12 protein-coding genes are annotated in these 13,675 nt (G+C 70.0%); 10 read left to right on the top strand and 2 right to left on the bottom strand.

The genetic code is table 11. The features are described from left to right. The first annotated feature begins 127 nt into the window (after positions 1-127). From H1Q64_RS32155 to H1Q64_RS32120, 8 genes are all read left to right on the top strand, one after another. Positions 128-1,360, top strand: a complete 1,233-nt coding sequence (locus tag H1Q64_RS32155; protein WP_237907876.1) for a flagellar hook protein FlgE — start codon at positions 128-130, stop codon at positions 1,358-1,360. A 25-nt stretch (positions 1,361-1,385) separates the two neighbouring features. Then, positions 1,386-2,783: a flagellar hook-associated protein FlgK gene (flgK, locus tag H1Q64_RS32150; protein WP_237907875.1), complete on the top strand. Its 1,398-nt coding sequence runs from the start codon at positions 1,386-1,388 to the stop codon at positions 2,781-2,783. Between the two features lie 4 nt (positions 2,784-2,787). Next, positions 2,788-3,852: a flagellin gene (locus H1Q64_RS32145; RefSeq protein WP_237907874.1), complete on the top strand. Its 1,065-nt coding sequence runs from the start codon at positions 2,788-2,790 to the stop codon at positions 3,850-3,852. A 40-nt stretch (positions 3,853-3,892) separates the two neighbouring features. Beyond that, the gene (locus tag H1Q64_RS32140) at positions 3,893-5,029 is read left to right on the top strand and encodes a flagellar basal body P-ring protein FlgI (protein ID WP_237907873.1); all 1,137 of its coding nucleotides are present in this window, start codon (positions 3,893-3,895) and stop codon (positions 5,027-5,029) included. A gap of 24 nt (positions 5,030-5,053) precedes the next feature. Continuing rightward, positions 5,054-5,374 (top strand): rod-binding protein, encoded by a 321-nt coding sequence (locus H1Q64_RS32135; RefSeq protein WP_237907872.1) that lies wholly within the window; start codon positions 5,054-5,056, stop codon positions 5,372-5,374. Continuing rightward, on the top strand, positions 5,371-5,898 hold the full coding sequence (locus H1Q64_RS32130) for a flagellar protein FlgN (protein ID WP_237907871.1): 528 nt from the start codon (positions 5,371-5,373) through the stop codon (positions 5,896-5,898). The genes H1Q64_RS32135 and H1Q64_RS32130 overlap by 4 nt, the downstream gene beginning before the upstream one ends. An 86-nt stretch (positions 5,899-5,984) precedes the next feature. Beyond that, complete coding sequence (locus H1Q64_RS32125) at positions 5,985-6,986, top strand: glycosyltransferase family 9 protein (protein ID WP_237907870.1); 1,002 nt, start codon at positions 5,985-5,987, stop codon at positions 6,984-6,986. A 127-nt stretch (positions 6,987-7,113) separates the two neighbouring features. Further along, positions 7,114-7,278: a hypothetical protein gene (locus tag H1Q64_RS32120; protein ID WP_014199676.1), complete on the top strand. Its 165-nt coding sequence runs from the start codon at positions 7,114-7,116 to the stop codon at positions 7,276-7,278. Positions 7,279-7,315: 37 nt separating this feature from the next. On the opposite strand, the gene H1Q64_RS32115 is transcribed toward H1Q64_RS32120, so the two are convergent. Together H1Q64_RS32115 and H1Q64_RS32110 are read right to left on the bottom strand one after the other, a co-directional pair. Continuing rightward, positions 7,316-9,700, bottom strand: coding sequence for an EAL domain-containing protein (locus tag H1Q64_RS32115; RefSeq protein ID WP_237907869.1), 2,385 nt, complete (start codon positions 9,698-9,700; stop codon positions 7,316-7,318). A gap of 127 nt (positions 9,701-9,827) precedes the next feature. Continuing rightward, on the bottom strand, positions 9,828-10,721 hold the full coding sequence (locus tag H1Q64_RS32110) for a LysR family transcriptional regulator (RefSeq protein WP_237907868.1): 894 nt from the start codon (positions 10,719-10,721) through the stop codon (positions 9,828-9,830). 277 nt (positions 10,722-10,998) lie between these two features. Here H1Q64_RS32110 and H1Q64_RS32105 point away from each other — a divergent pair, with 277 nt between their 5' ends. Both H1Q64_RS32105 and H1Q64_RS32100 read left to right on the top strand, forming a co-directional pair. Beyond that, positions 10,999-11,457, top strand: coding sequence for a (2Fe-2S)-binding protein (locus H1Q64_RS32105; protein WP_237907867.1), 459 nt, complete (start codon positions 10,999-11,001; stop codon positions 11,455-11,457). Positions 11,458-11,460: 3 nt separating this feature from the next. Further along, positions 11,461-13,665: a xanthine dehydrogenase family protein molybdopterin-binding subunit gene (locus H1Q64_RS32100; RefSeq protein ID WP_237907866.1), complete on the top strand. Its 2,205-nt coding sequence runs from the start codon at positions 11,461-11,463 to the stop codon at positions 13,663-13,665. The last annotated feature ends 10 nt before the right edge of the window (positions 13,666-13,675 follow it).

Genomic DNA, 13,675 nt, shown 5'->3' with positions numbered 1-13,675 from the left:
AGTAAACGCACAAAAACGCTCTTTAAATCCGCTTTAAAAGCCGCCCTGTACTCTCCCCTCCGAAGTCCATCGCGGAGAATCCCGTGGCTCGCTTCCGGCCCAACCGTTTTAGGATGAGGATCTCCCGATGAGCCTGTTCAGCGCCATGCGGTCCGGTGTGAGCGGCATGTCCGCGCAAAGCTCGCGGATGGCCGCCATTTCGGACAACATCAGCAACTCCGCCACCATCGGCTACAAGCGCGCCGCGGTCGACTTCTCGACGCTGATGACCTCCTCCGGCTCGACGAGCAACTACTCCGCGGGCGGCGTCCGCTCCAACGTGCATTATCAGGTGTTGAAGGACGGGACCATCCAGGGCACCCAGTCCGCCACCGACATGGCCATCGAGGGGCGCGGCTTCTTCGTCGTCGCCGACAACGCCGGCACCACCGGAACCTCGCCCGGCTACGCGCTGACCCGCGCCGGCAGCTTCCTGCCCGACGACCAGGGCTTCCTGCGCAACAGCGCCGGCCAGTATCTCCAGGCCTGGAAGCTGGGCCCGGACGGCAGCCTGCCCGCGGTGAACCGCAGCAGCTTCGATGGGCTGAGCGCCGTCTCCATCGCCGGGCTGGCCTATGGCGGCAGCAAGACGTCGCAGATGAGCTTTGCCGGCAACCTGCCGGCGCAGGCCACGAACGGCACCAGCTTCGACACCTCCACCTCGCTCTACGACGGTCTCGGCAACCCGCTCGACGTCACGATGACCTGGACGAAGACGGCCAACCCGAACGAATGGACGCTGTCGGTCACGCCGCCCGCCGGCTACACCGCGACGCTGTCCACCAACACCGTCACCTTCGACACCACGGGCGCCAACGCCGGCCTGCCGGCGGGTGCCCTGCCGCAGATCACGCTGACCTCGCCGGCCAACCCGACGCCCGACACCGTCAACGTCACCGTCGGCAACCTGACGCAGCTCAACGGCGATTACGTGCCGCAGTTCATGGGCGACGGCGCCCGCGCCGGCCGCGTCAGCACGGTGGACGTCGACAAGGCGGGCACGCTGTGGGCGGTCTACGACAACGGCGCCCGCCAGCCGCTCTATCAGGTGCCGGTCGCCGACGTGGTCAACCCCGGCGGGCTGGTCCCGCAGGACGGCAACACCTACACGTTGGGCATCGACAGCGGCACGATGACGCTGAGCAACGGCAACAGCGGCACCGCCGGCTCGGTCGCCGGCTACGCGCTGGAGCAGTCGAACGTCGACATCGCGGAGGAGCTGGTGTCGCTGATCGAGACGCAGCGCGCCTACTCCTCCAACGCCACGCTGGTGCGCACCGCCGACGAGATGGTGGACGAAACCACCCGCCTGAAGCGCTGACGGACGGGAAAGGGGATAGCCCGCCATGAGCCTCCAACTGGCCCTCAGCGCCGCCCTGTCCGGGCTGCGCGCGACCCAGCAGCAAGCCGCGCTGGTCTCGCACAACATCACCAACGCCACCACAGCGGGCTTCGTCCGCAAGGATCTGGCCGTCTCCACCGCGATCAGCGGCGGGCGCGGCCACGGTGTGCGCGTCGACGGCGTGCTGCGCAGCGTGGACGAGTTCCTGATCCGCGACGCCCGGTTCGAGCAGAGCCGCTACACCGCGCAGGAAACCCGCGCCTCGGCGCTGGCCGACTACGCCACGGCGCTGGGCCAGCCGCAGGACGAGCGGTCCGTCTCCACCGCGCTGGCGAAGCTCCAGCAGTCCTTCAGCCAGCTCCGCAACCAGGCGGACAACGAGGCGGCGCGCACCGCCGTGGTTGATTCCGCGGAATCGCTGGTTCGCCGCCTGCACGACACCGCCGCCGCGGCCATCACCGTGCAGAACGACGCCAAGGCACGGCTCCAGTCCTCCGTCGACGAGGTCAACCGCTCGCTGGTCCGCATCGGGGAGCTGAACAGCGCCATCGCCACCCAGAAGGCCAAGGGCGCCGAGACCGGCGACCTGATGGACGAGCGCGACCGGCTGCTCGATCAGGTGTCGAACGAGATCGGCATCCGCACCCACACCCGCGAGAGCGGGGAGGTCGTGGTGATGACCCGCAACGGCCAGACGCTGCTCGACCGCGAGCTGCCGGCGGGCGCCCAGCCGCTTCAGCTCGTCGGCGGCGATCTGGTGGCCGGTGGCAAGATCATCTCCGACAGCCCGGACCAGGACATCCAGAGCGGGCGCATCATGGGCTATGTCCAGACCGCCCACCAGGACATGCCGCGGGCGCTGGCCCAGCTCGACGAACTGGCGGCGGGCATCGTCCGGCAGTTCCAGGCGGCGGAGATCGACCCCACCCAGCCCGGCCTGTTCACCGACGCCGGCGCCGCCTACGGCACGACGGAAGGGCTGGCCTCGCGCATCGCCGTCAACGGCAGCGTGCGAAGCAACCCCTGGATGGTGCAGAGCGGCGTCCAGGCGGGCGCTCCGCTGGCATCGGGCGATACCACGCAGATCGACCGTTTCCTGAACGCCTTCTCGGCCACCCGCAGCTTCGCCGCGGCGGACCTGCCCTCCTCCGCCACGCTGGGCGACTACGCCACCGGCATGGTCTCCACCCAGCAGGGCTACCGCACCACCGCCGAGTCCGAGATGAAGACCCGCAAGATCAGCGCCGACGCGCTGCAATCGGCGCGTCTCAACCGCGACGGCGTGAACGTCGACGACGAAATGCAGAAGCTGCTGCTGATCGAGCAGAGCTACGGCGCCAGCGCCCAGGTGCTGCAGGCCGCCGGGCGGATGCTCGACACGCTGCTCCAGATCCGGAACTGACGCCATGCTCTACAACGCTGTCTCCACCCTCGGCCTCAGCAAGCGCCTCCAGACCGCCAACACCGAGCTTCAGCTCGAACGGCTGCGCAACAACGACGAAATCGCCAGCGGCAAGCATTTCGACGTCGCCAAGGCGCTGGGTGCGCGCACCGGGCAGGCCATCGCGCTGCGCAACCTGTATGACGAGACCGACCAGACCCTGAAATCCACCGCCCTGCTGCAGGGGCGGCTGGGGACCATGGACAGCGCGCTGACCAACATCCTGTCCGCCGGGCAGGACGTTCTGGCCGCCGCCTCGGTCGGGCTGGGACAGCCCTCGCCTACCGGCAGCTCGCTCCAGGTGCGGGCGCGCGCCATGCTGGACCAGGTGGTGGGCATGCTCAACGCCTCCTCCGGCAACGGCTATCTGTTCGGTGGGGTGGAGGTGAAGGCCGCCCCCATGCGCGCCGTGCAGGGCGACGACTCCGGCCTGCCCTCGCCCATCCAGATCGTGCAGGACGCCATCGCCGCGGCCACCGGGGGCACCGCGTCGCCGCAGACCCCGGCCGAGACCGCCGCCGCCGTGGCGGCCCTGGACGACCTGTTCGCCACGCCATCGGCCTCGCCGCTCGGCTTCGAGGGCGGGTTCTATCGGGGGGCACCGTCGACCGCCCCGCGCCTCAGCGCCCGACCCGACCGCACGACCGAGATCCCCTACGGCATCCAGGCCAACGACCCGGCCATGCGGGACCTGCTCCAGGGCCTCTACATGCTGGCCAGCGTCGACACCAGCCAGCTGCCGCTGGACGCCTACAAGCCCTACATGGAGGCCGCGGTCGCCAAGGTGTCCGGTGGCATCGAAGGGGTGCGCGACGCCACTGCGCAGCTGGGCATCCATCGCGCGCAGCTCGACGACATCGCGGCGATGAACACGACGCAGCTTCGCATCCTCAACGATCAGCTCGACGCGATGGAAAGCGTTGATCCGGCGGAGGCCAGCCTGCGCATGAACCAGCTCGAGGTGCAGATCGAGGCGACCGCGGCGGCCACTGCCCGTATCGCCCGGATGAGCCTCGCCAATTACCTGTAGGACGGCACGGCCTCCCTGCGGGATGATGAAAGACGGTCTGATGAAGCATGGTCCGATCCGCCGAGCCCTCCGCGTGGCAGCGCTGGCCGCGGCCTGCCTGCTGGGCGCCGCCGCCATGGCGGGCGATGGGCTGGCCCAGACGCGGGTGAAGGATCTCGTCACCTTCGACGGGGTGCGCCGCAACCAGCTCATCGGCTACGGCCTCGTGGTCGGCCTGAACGGCTCGGGCGACCGGCTGATCAACACGCCCTTCACCGAGCAGAGCCTGAAGGGCATGCTGGAGCGGCTGGGCATCAACACCCGCGACGAGGTGCTGCGCACCCGCAACGCCGCGGCGGTGATGGTCACGGCTTCGCTGCCGCCCTTCGCCCGCCAGGGTACGACCATCGACATCACCGTGTCGGCGCTGGGCGACGCCACCAGCCTGCTCGGCGGCACGCTGCTGGTCACGCCGCTGCTGGGCGCCGACGGGCAGGCCTACGCCGTGGCCCAGGGGTCGCTGTCGGTCAGCGGCTTCTCGGCCGGCGGGGTGGCCGCCAACGTGACCAAGGGCGTGCCGACGAGCGCCCGCATCGCCAACGGCGCCATCGTCGAGCGTGAGCTGAAATTCGCGCTGGACGAGACGACCGGCGTCCGCATGGCGCTGCGCAACCCCGACTTCACGACCGCCAACCGCATCGCCGACGCGGTGGCGCTGAGGCTGGGCAGCAGCGCCGTCCATGTGCTGGACGCGACCACCGTCGATGTGCGCATCCCGCCCCGCTACACCGGCGCGGTCGCCCGGCTGATCGGCGACATCGAGCAGCTCACCGTGCGCCCGGACGGCATCGCGCGGGTGGTGGTGGACGAGCGCAGCGGCACCGTGGTCATCGGCGACGACGTGCGCATCAGCCGCGTCGCCATTACCCAGGGTAACCTGACCGTCCGCGTGGTGGAAACGCCCCAGGTGTCGCAGCCGCAGCCCTTCTCCGACGGGCAGACCGTGGTGGTGCCGCGCACCGACGTGCAGGTGCAGGAGGGCAACGGACGCCAGTTCGTCACCATCGGCGGCAACGTCAGCCTGCAGCAGCTCGTCAACGGGCTGAACGCGCTGGGCGTCGGGCCGCGCGACATGGTCGCCATCCTCCAGGCCATCAAGGCGGCGGGGGCCCTGCACGCCGACCTGGAAATCATCTGACACCTCCGGCCGGACGACGACACGATGGACATCTCCCCCCTTTCCCCGACCACCCCCACCGCGCGTTCCGCCGCCGCGAAACCCGCCGCCCGAACCCAATCCGCCGAGAAGGCCGGGCAGGAGTTCGAGGCGCTGATGGTCGGGCAGATGTTGGAATCCATGTTCGCCGGCGTGGAGACCGGCAGCGCCTTCGGCGGCGGCCAGGGCGAGCGGACGTGGCGCAGCTTCATGCTCCAGGAGTACGGCAAGGCCATCGCCGAGGCCGGCACGCTGGGGATCGGCCGCATGGTCGAGGCCGACGTGGCCCGCCTCTACGGCCAGACGAGCGAAGGAACCAAGGGATGAGCCGCCGTTTCAAGGACCTGATCCGCGAATTCGCCCCCGACACCAAGCCGGAGGCGGACGCCGCCCCGATCACCGCCCCGGAGCCCGAGATCCCCGCACTGGCTGACGGGCCGACCGCCGTGGTGATGACGGAGTTCCTCGACACGGTGGCGGAACTCAGCGTTCTGCTGGACGAGGAGACGGCGGCGCTCGCCGCCGGCGATCTGGAGGGGCTGGAGGGCTACGCCCGGCGCAAGCAGGCGATGGCCGACCGTCTGGGCGGCATCATGACCCAGGCGCAGTCGGGCACGCTGCGGCTGAACGACGACCTGCGCGCGATGATCCTGGAGCGGGTGGAGCGGCTGGACCGCGCCATCAACGACAACGCGGCGGGGCTGGTCGCCATGCGCAAGGCCGTGCTGTCGATCAACCGCAGTCTTCTGGTGGCGCTGGAGAAGGCGGCCAGCGACGGCCTCTACGCCCCTTCCGGCCACGCCGTGCGCCCGGTCGAGCTGTCGGCGTCGGGCCTGAACGCGGAGCTGTAGACTCCGCCGATGCCAAGGGTTCCGCCGCCGGATGCGGGCCGCTATAGTCCGCCGTCCGCTTGGCCGCATCCTCCCGAGGCTTCCGCATGCCCGCAACCGACCGCGCCGGCTCCCCGTCGCTCGCCGTTTTCACCCATGGCGAGTTGATCGGCGACGCGCTCATTAAGATTCCCTTCGTGCGCGCCCTGCGGGGGATGTTCCCGGATCACCGGATCACCTGGATCACCACCGAAGGCACCCATCTGGCGACCACGCTGCGCCCGATGATGGACGGGCTGATCGACGAGTTCCGCGCCGACACCGGCATTGGGCGGAGCCCGCTCGGCCTGCTGAAGCCGATGCCCATCCGCGAGCGCTTTTCCCTGGTGCTGGACACCCAGGCGCTGCCCTGGCGGACGCTGCTGGCGCGGCGGTTGAAGCACGACGTGTTCGTCTCGGCCTGCGCCGGCTACCGCCTGTCGGACCGCCGCCCGCCGCCCGGCTACAAAGAGCCGCGGCATGTGCTGGACCGCCTGTTCGACCTGCTGGAGGTCGCCGGTGGGCGGCGTCCGCCGCTGGACATGGCCGTGCCCATCCCGGTCGAGGCCGAGGCCGAGGCGCGCGCCGTCCTGCCCCACGGGCCGAACTATGTCGCCATCGCACCGGGGGCGGGCAAGCGCGTGAAATGCTGGCCGCTGGACCGCTTCGTGGAGCTGGCCCGCGCCCAGGTCGCCGGTGGGCGGGTGCCGGTCTTCATCCTCGGCCCGGCGGAGCTGGACTGGCTGCCCAAACTGCGCGCCGCCGTGCCGCAGGCGCTGTTCCCGCTCCAGGACGCCGAACTGGCGGAGCCGCGCTATTCCCCGGTGCGCACCATCGCGCTGACCCGGCGCTGCGCGGCGGCGGTCGCCAACGACAGCGGGACCAGCCACCTGTTCGGCCTCGCCGACGTGCCGCTGCTGACCCTCTACGGCCCGACCATCGCGGAGAAGCTGCGCCCCAAGGTGACGCGGGGTGCGGTGCTGACCGCCGCCGCCTTCGGCGGCCGCGAGATGGAGCGCATTCCCGCCGATGCGGCGATCCGGGAGGTGGAGGCGCTGATCGGTTCGTGAACCGTTCTCGCCATTCGTTCGGCCACCCCGCTTCCCCCCGCAAACGCGCCGTTGGAGAATTCCGGCGCCAAAGCCACCACTCGCCTGTTATGGTTGCGGGAAGCCTCTCGCACCACGGGGTTCGGGCATGGAAGAAAAGCTGATCGCCTACATCGGCCGGTTGAAGGAGCAGATCGCCACCCTGCGCTCCGCCGACTTCACCACCCCGGAGGAGCGGGTGTCGTGCGAGGCCGTGGCCGACAGCCTGGAACTGGTCGTGCGCGAGTTGACGGACCTCATCGAGATCCGCTGACCGGAGCCACGCCGCAAAAAACGTCCGTGACGGCGCCTTACGCCGGCTCGTAGAAGCGCGCCAGCTCGGACGCTGGGACCGGGCGCCCGATCAGATAGCCCTGGAGCTGGTTGCAGGACTCGTTCTTCAGCAGGGTCCGCTGCTCCTCCGTTTCCACGCCCTCCGCCGTAACGGCGATGTCCAGACTCTTCGCGAGCGCCAGGATGGTGCGGATGATCGACAGCGACTCACGGTTCTCCGCCATCAGCTGAACGAAGGAGCGGTCGATCTTCAGCTTGTCGAAGGTGAATTTCTGAAGGTAGCTGAGGCTGGAATAGCCTGTGCCGAAGTCGTCGAGCGCGATGCGCACCCCCGCGGCCTTCAGGGCGGTCAGCGCCGCCAGGGCACGTTCGGTGTCGTCGATCATCACCCCCTCGGTCACCTCGATCTCCAGCCGGTGCGCCGGCATCCCCTCCTCCTCCAGGATGCCGAGGATCGTGGCCGGAAGGTCGGAGTGGCGGAACTGGACCGGCGACAGGTTCACCGCCACCTTGACGGGGTCCGGCCAGTTCCGGGCGTCCCGGCAGGCGGTGCGCAGCACGAACTCGCCGAGCTGCATCACCAGCCCGCTCTCCTCGGCCAGCGGCACGAACTCCGACGGCGGAATCATGCCGCGCTCCGGATGCTTCCAGCGCACCAGCGCCTCGAAGCCCAGGATGCGGTGCGTCCGGCAATCCTCCAGCGGCTGGTAATGGACGCTGAGCGCGCCGTCGCTCAGCGCTTGGCGCAGGTCGCGCTCCAGGCCGCGGCGGGCCTGCAGCCGCTCGTCCATTTCCGCCTCGAAGAAGCGGAAGGTGCCCCGCCCCTCCGACTTGGCGCGGTAGAGCGCGGTGTCGGCGTGCTGGAGCAACGCTTCCGCCCCGGTGCCGTCCTGCGGGAACAGGGCGATGCCGACGCTCGTCCCGACCACCATCCGCTGGCCGTCCAGCTCGGCGGGCACGCCCAGCGCCTTGACCAGCCGGTCGGCCAGGGCCAGCGCCTCGCCGGGCTGGGCGATGCGGTGCAGCACGGCGAACTCGTCGCCGCTCAGCCGCGCCACCGTGTCGTGGCTGGGCACCGCCTCCAACATGCGGCGCGCCATCTCCTGCAGCAGCCGGTCGCCCGCCGGGTGGCCCAGCAGGTCGTTCACCGCCTTGAAGCGGTCGAGATCCAGATAGAGCACCGCCACCCCGGTGCGCGCCCGCCCCGCGCTGGCCAGCGCGCCGTTCAGCCGGTCGAGGAACAGGGAGCGGTTCGGCAGGCCGGTCAGCAGGTCGTGATGGGCCATGTGGCGGATGCGCTCCTCCGCCCGCTTGCGCTCGCGGATGTCGCGCACGGCGACGACACGGGCGGGACGGCCCTCGTGCGTGATGTCCTGTCCGTGCGCCTCGACCATCACCAGAGTGCCGTCGTCGTGCAGCAGGTCCAGCTCCACCCGCTCGGAGGAGGGCTGGGCCAGCTTGCGCTCAATGTCGGAGCGGCGGTTCTGCACCACGAAGCGCAGCATGGACTGGCCGATGAAATCGACCTGCGGCTTGCCCAGAAGCTCCGCCATGGCGCGGTTGACGTCGAGGACCACGCCGTCGCGGTGGATCACGATGCCTTCGGTGGTGGCGTCGGCGAGCTGGCGGAACCGCTCCTCGCTGGCGCGCAGCCGGGCCGCCTCGTGCGCCGTCCTGGCGGCCAGCCGCTGGTCGACGATGGCCCCGGCAAGGCCCAGCGCCATCACCACCGTGGCTGTCACCGCGATGGCGACCGCCAGCAGGCCCGGCTCCATGATCTGGTCGGACATGTCGTGCAGCGGGTCGGGGATCAGCGTGACGCCGGCCATGCCGGTGAAATGCAGCCCGCAGATGCCCAGCGCCAGCAGGGCCGCGCCAGCCGCCAGCCCCTTCAGCGACCCGATCCGCAGGGCGGCGGTAAAGCCCGCTCCGCCCAGCAGGACCCCCAGGCCCAGCGCCACCGCGACGTAGGACGGGTCGTAATGAAGGTTGGCCGGCACCTGGAGCGCCGCCATTCCGGTGAAATGCATGGCGGTCGCCGCGGCCCCGGCGATGGCGCCGCCCAGCGGGGCGGCCAGCCGCCCGCCGCCGATGGCGTGGCGGATGCCCACCGCGGCGCCGCCGATGGCGATCAGGATCGACAGGACCGTAAGGCCGACGTCGTAGCCCATGGGCAGGCTGGTCCGGAAGGCCAGCATGGCGATGAAATGGGTCGCCCACACGCCGCCGCCGGTCGCCGTCGCCGCACCGGCCAGCCACCCCCAGCGCGCCCGTCCCACCGCCGCCGCGGCGCGGCGGGCGAGGTTCAGGGACACCCAGGCACCGAATCCACAGACCGCCCCCGCCAGCAGCACGAGCCACAGATCGTGCTGCTGGGTTATGCAGGCATACACACGCATCATCCGGCGTTCATCCCGTTCCGGCGGCTCGACGCCGCTTGATCCGATTACCTTAATCTTTTGGTACGTTAATAATCCTTTTTCGGATCCGTCCGGAGCGCGGAATCGGCATGTGCAAGTTGCGCGGATGCTACAGTCGGTAGCGCAGCGCGTCGACCAGGGCGGCCAGGGCCGGCGGGATCTGCCGGCGGCTGGGGTAGTAGAGGTAATAGCCGGGAAACGGTGTGCACCAATCGTCCAGCACGCGGACCAGCCGCCCGGCGGCGACGTGCTCCGCCACTTCGTCCTCGAAGATGTAGGCGAGCCCCCGCCCGTCCAGGACAGCGGCCATGATGACGTCCATGTCGTTGGACACCAGCGATCCGGTCACCCGGACGTTCACCGGATGGCCGTCCTCCTCGAATTCCCAGACATAGACGGCGCCGGACGTGGTGAAGCGGTAGTTGATGCAGTCGTGCCCGGCCAGATCCTGCGGGGCGCAGGGCACCGGATGCTGAGCGAAGTAGGAAGGCGCGCCGACGATGGCCGCCCGGATGTCCGGGCCGATGCGCACCGCGATCATGTCCTTCTCGAGTTGCTCGCCCAGTCGGACCCCGGCGTCGAAGCGGCTGGCCACGATGTCGGTCAGGCTGCTGTCAATGGACAGCTCCACCTGCACCTCCGGATAGTCGACGAGGAAGCGCGACAGCACGGGCCACAGCACCCGGACGGCGGCGTGCTTGCCGGTGGTGATGCGCAGCGTGCCGGCGGGCTTCTCGCGCAGTTCCCCCACCGCGGCCAGCCCGGCGGCGATGTCGTCCAGCGCCGGCCGCAGGGTGCGTAGCAGCCGCTGCCCGGCCTCCGTCGTGGACACGCTGCGGGTCGTCCGGGCCAGCAGGCGCAGGCCCAGCCGGTCCTCCAGCGCCTTCATGGCGTGGCTGAGCGCGGATTGGGACATGCCCAGCCGGGCCGCCGCCCGCGTGAAGCTCCCCTCCTCCGCCACGACGGCGAAGGCCGCCAGATCGCTGAGGTCGTTCCGGTTCATTCATGCACCAAATTCATAAGCCCAAGCGGATTGTACCGACTATTCGTCTCGCGGCGAAGCGGTTAGGATGCTCGTGGTTACGCTTGCGGGCCAAACGAACGGATAGGGCGGTCGCTTCCGCGGAAGACCAACTCCCACACTGGGATGTTTGCCACACCCGCCGAACGGGACCACACTGCACACGGTCTTTTCGAAGCTGGGATTCACGCAAGAATTGCCCGCCGAAGGCCCGCACCATAATACCCGACAGGCAGAGTCGAGAGACAGGGATCATCCGATGATTCGTTTGAACATCAACGGGCAGGACCGGGACGTCGACGTGCCCGGCGACATGCCGCTTCTGTGGGTCCTGCGGGACGAGCTGAACCTGACCGGCACCAAGTTCGGCTGCGGCATCGCCCAGTGCGGCGCCTGCACCGTCCATATGGACGGCACGCCGATCCGCGCCTGCCAGACCCCGGCGGAATCCGCCGCCGGCACGAAGATCACCACGATCGAGGGCGTGTCCGGCACGGTCGCCCAGGCCGTCCAGGCCGCTTGGCAGAAGCTGGACGTGGTGCAGTGCGGCTACTGCCAGTCCGGCCAGATCATGAGCGCTGTGGCGCTGCTGACCGACAACCGCAACCCCACGGACGACGGCATCGACGCGGCGATGGACGGCAACGTCTGCCGCTGTGCCACCTACCCGCGCATCCGCGCGGCCATCAAGGACGCCGCCAAGGCGATGGGGGCCTGAGCCATGCTGAACCAGCTCATCAAGCAGGCGGCGGCGGACGTCGCCTCCCCCTCGCGCCGCGGCTTCCTGAAGGGGGCCGGCGGCGCTCTGGTGCTGGGCGCCATGCTGCCCCGGACTGGATTCGCCAGCGAGGCCGCCGCCCCCAAGGTGGTCGGCCCGGCGGACCCGCGCCCGCAGGCCTTCATCCGCATCGCCGCCGACGACACGGTCACCGTGCTGGTTAAGCACCTGGACAAGGGCCAGGGCATCATGACCGGCCTGACCACCATCGTCGCGGAGGAGCTTGACGCCGACTGGGCACAGATGCGCGGCGCCTTCGCCCCGGCGGACGGCGCGCTCTACGCCAACCACTTCTTCGGCATCCAGGGCACCGGTGGTTCCACCGCCGTCGCCAACAGCTGGGACGAACTGCGCATGGCCGGCGCCGCCGCCCGCGCCATGCTGGTCGCCACCGCCGCGGCGCGCTGGTCGGTCCCGGTCTCGTCCATCACGGTGGAAAAGGGCGTCGTCCGCCACGCCGCCTCCAACCGCAGCGCCCGCTTCGGCGAGCTGGCGGAGGACGCGGCGAAGCTGCCCGTCCCGCAGAACGTCGCGCTGAAGGACGCCAAGGACTATAAACTCATCGGCAACCCGTCGCTGCACCGGCTGGACCATGTGTCCAAGACCGACGGCACGGCGATCTTCGCCATGGACATCCGCCGCCCCGGCCAGGTGACGGCGGTTCTCGCCCGCTCCCCCCGCTTCGGCGGTACGGTGAAATCCGTGGACGCCGCCGCGGCCAAGCAGGTGCCGGGCGTTCTGGAGGTGCTGACCCTGCCGATCGGCGTCGCGGTCGTCGCCAAGAGCACCTGGGCCGCCATGAAGGGCCGCGAGGCGCTGACGGTGGAGTGGGACGACGCCAAGGCGGAGATGCGCGGCACCGAGGAGATGCTCGCCGACTACCGCAAGCTGGCCGACCAGCCGGGCAATGTGGCCACCGACACCGGCGACACGGCGAAGGCCCTGGCCGGCGCCGCCAAGGTGGTGGAGGCGGAGTTCGTCTTCCCCTATCTCGCCCACGCCCCGATGGAGCCGCTGAACGCGACCGTGGAGCTAAACCCCGACGGCGGCTGCACCATCTGGGCCGGCTCGCAGTTCCAGGGGGTGGAGCAGAAGGTCGCCGCCGGCATCCTCGGCTGCAAGCCGGAGCAGGTGGTCATCAACACCGTCTGGGCGGGCGGCAGCTTCGGCCGCCGCGCCACCCCGGACGCCGACTACATCGCGGAGGCGGTGACCATCGCCAAGGCCTATGGCGGCAAGGCACCGGTCCATCTGGTGTGGACGCGCGAGGACGACATCCGCGGCGGCCGCTACCGCCCGCTGTTCCTGCACAAGGTGAAGGCTGGCCTGGACGCCTCCGGCACGCTCGTGGCGTGGCGGCAGAGCATCGTCGGGCAGAGCTTCATGATCGGCACCCTGTTCGAAGGCTTCATGGTCAAGAACGGCGTGGACGCGACGGCGGTCGAGGGCGCCTCGGACATGGCCTACGCGGTCCCGAACCTGCACGTCGACCTGCATTCCCCGCCGTCGCCGGTGACCACCCTGTGGTGGCGCTCGGTCGGCCACACCCACACCGCCTACGCCAAGGAGGTGATGATCGACGAACTGGCCGCGGCGGCGGGCAAGGACCCGGTGGCCTTCCGGCTGGAGATGCTGAAGGACCACCCGCGCCTCCAGGGTGTGCTGAAGCTGGCGGCGGAGAAGGCCGGCTGGGACCGGCCGCTGCCCAAGGGCAAGGGCCGCGGCATCGCCGTGCATGAGAGCTTCAGCAGCTTCGTCGCCCACGTCGCCGAGGTTTCCGTGGACGAGCAGGGCCGCGTGACCATCGACCGTGTGGTCTGCGCGGTGGATTGCGGGCAGGTTGTGAACCCCAACATCGTCGAGGCCCAGGTCTCCGGCGGCACCGGCTGGGCCATCGGCCACGCGTTGCGCGACGAGATCACGCTGACCGGCGGACTGGTGGACCAGAGCAACTTCGACGCCTACCAGCCGCTCCGCAACTCGGAGATGCCGCCGATCGAGGTGCACATCCTCCCCTCCACGGCCCGTCCGACCGGCGTCGGCGAACCCGGCGTGCCGACCGCGGCCCCGGCGGTCGCCAACGCGGTCTTCGCCGCCACCGGCAAGCGGCTGCATCACCTGCCCTTCACCCGCTCCGGCATGGTGTAAGGACGGCGCA

Origin of the sequence: Azospirillum brasilense, assembly GCF_022023855.1 — a bacterium.
Classification (GTDB): domain Bacteria; phylum Pseudomonadota; class Alphaproteobacteria; order Azospirillales; family Azospirillaceae; genus Azospirillum; species Azospirillum brasilense_F.
Note: the sequence above shows the minus strand (reverse complement) of the source record. Positions and strands in the feature narration are given on the sequence as shown.

Coding starts and splice junctions, on each gene's coding strand:
- H1Q64_RS32155 (WP_237907876.1), top strand. CDS start 128: ATGAGCCTGTTCAGCGCCATGCGGTCCGGTGTGAGCGGCATGTCCGCG.
- flgK (WP_237907875.1), top strand. CDS start 1,386: ATGAGCCTCCAACTGGCCCTCAGCGCCGCCCTGTCCGGGCTGCGCGCG.
- H1Q64_RS32145 (WP_237907874.1), top strand. CDS start 2,788: ATGCTCTACAACGCTGTCTCCACCCTCGGCCTCAGCAAGCGCCTCCAG.
- H1Q64_RS32140 (WP_237907873.1), top strand. CDS start 3,893: ATGAAGCATGGTCCGATCCGCCGAGCCCTCCGCGTGGCAGCGCTGGCC.
- H1Q64_RS32135 (WP_237907872.1), top strand. CDS start 5,054: ATGGACATCTCCCCCCTTTCCCCGACCACCCCCACCGCGCGTTCCGCC.
- H1Q64_RS32130 (WP_237907871.1), top strand. CDS start 5,371: ATGAGCCGCCGTTTCAAGGACCTGATCCGCGAATTCGCCCCCGACACC.
- H1Q64_RS32125 (WP_237907870.1), top strand. CDS start 5,985: ATGCCCGCAACCGACCGCGCCGGCTCCCCGTCGCTCGCCGTTTTCACC.
- H1Q64_RS32120 (WP_014199676.1), top strand. CDS start 7,114: ATGGAAGAAAAGCTGATCGCCTACATCGGCCGGTTGAAGGAGCAGATC.
- H1Q64_RS32115 (WP_237907869.1), bottom strand. CDS start 9,700: ATGATGCGTGTGTATGCCTGCATAACCCAGCAGCACGATCTGTGGCTC.
- H1Q64_RS32110 (WP_237907868.1), bottom strand. CDS start 10,721: ATGAACCGGAACGACCTCAGCGATCTGGCGGCCTTCGCCGTCGTGGCG.
- H1Q64_RS32105 (WP_237907867.1), top strand. CDS start 10,999: ATGATTCGTTTGAACATCAACGGGCAGGACCGGGACGTCGACGTGCCC.
- H1Q64_RS32100 (WP_237907866.1), top strand. CDS start 11,461: ATGCTGAACCAGCTCATCAAGCAGGCGGCGGCGGACGTCGCCTCCCCC.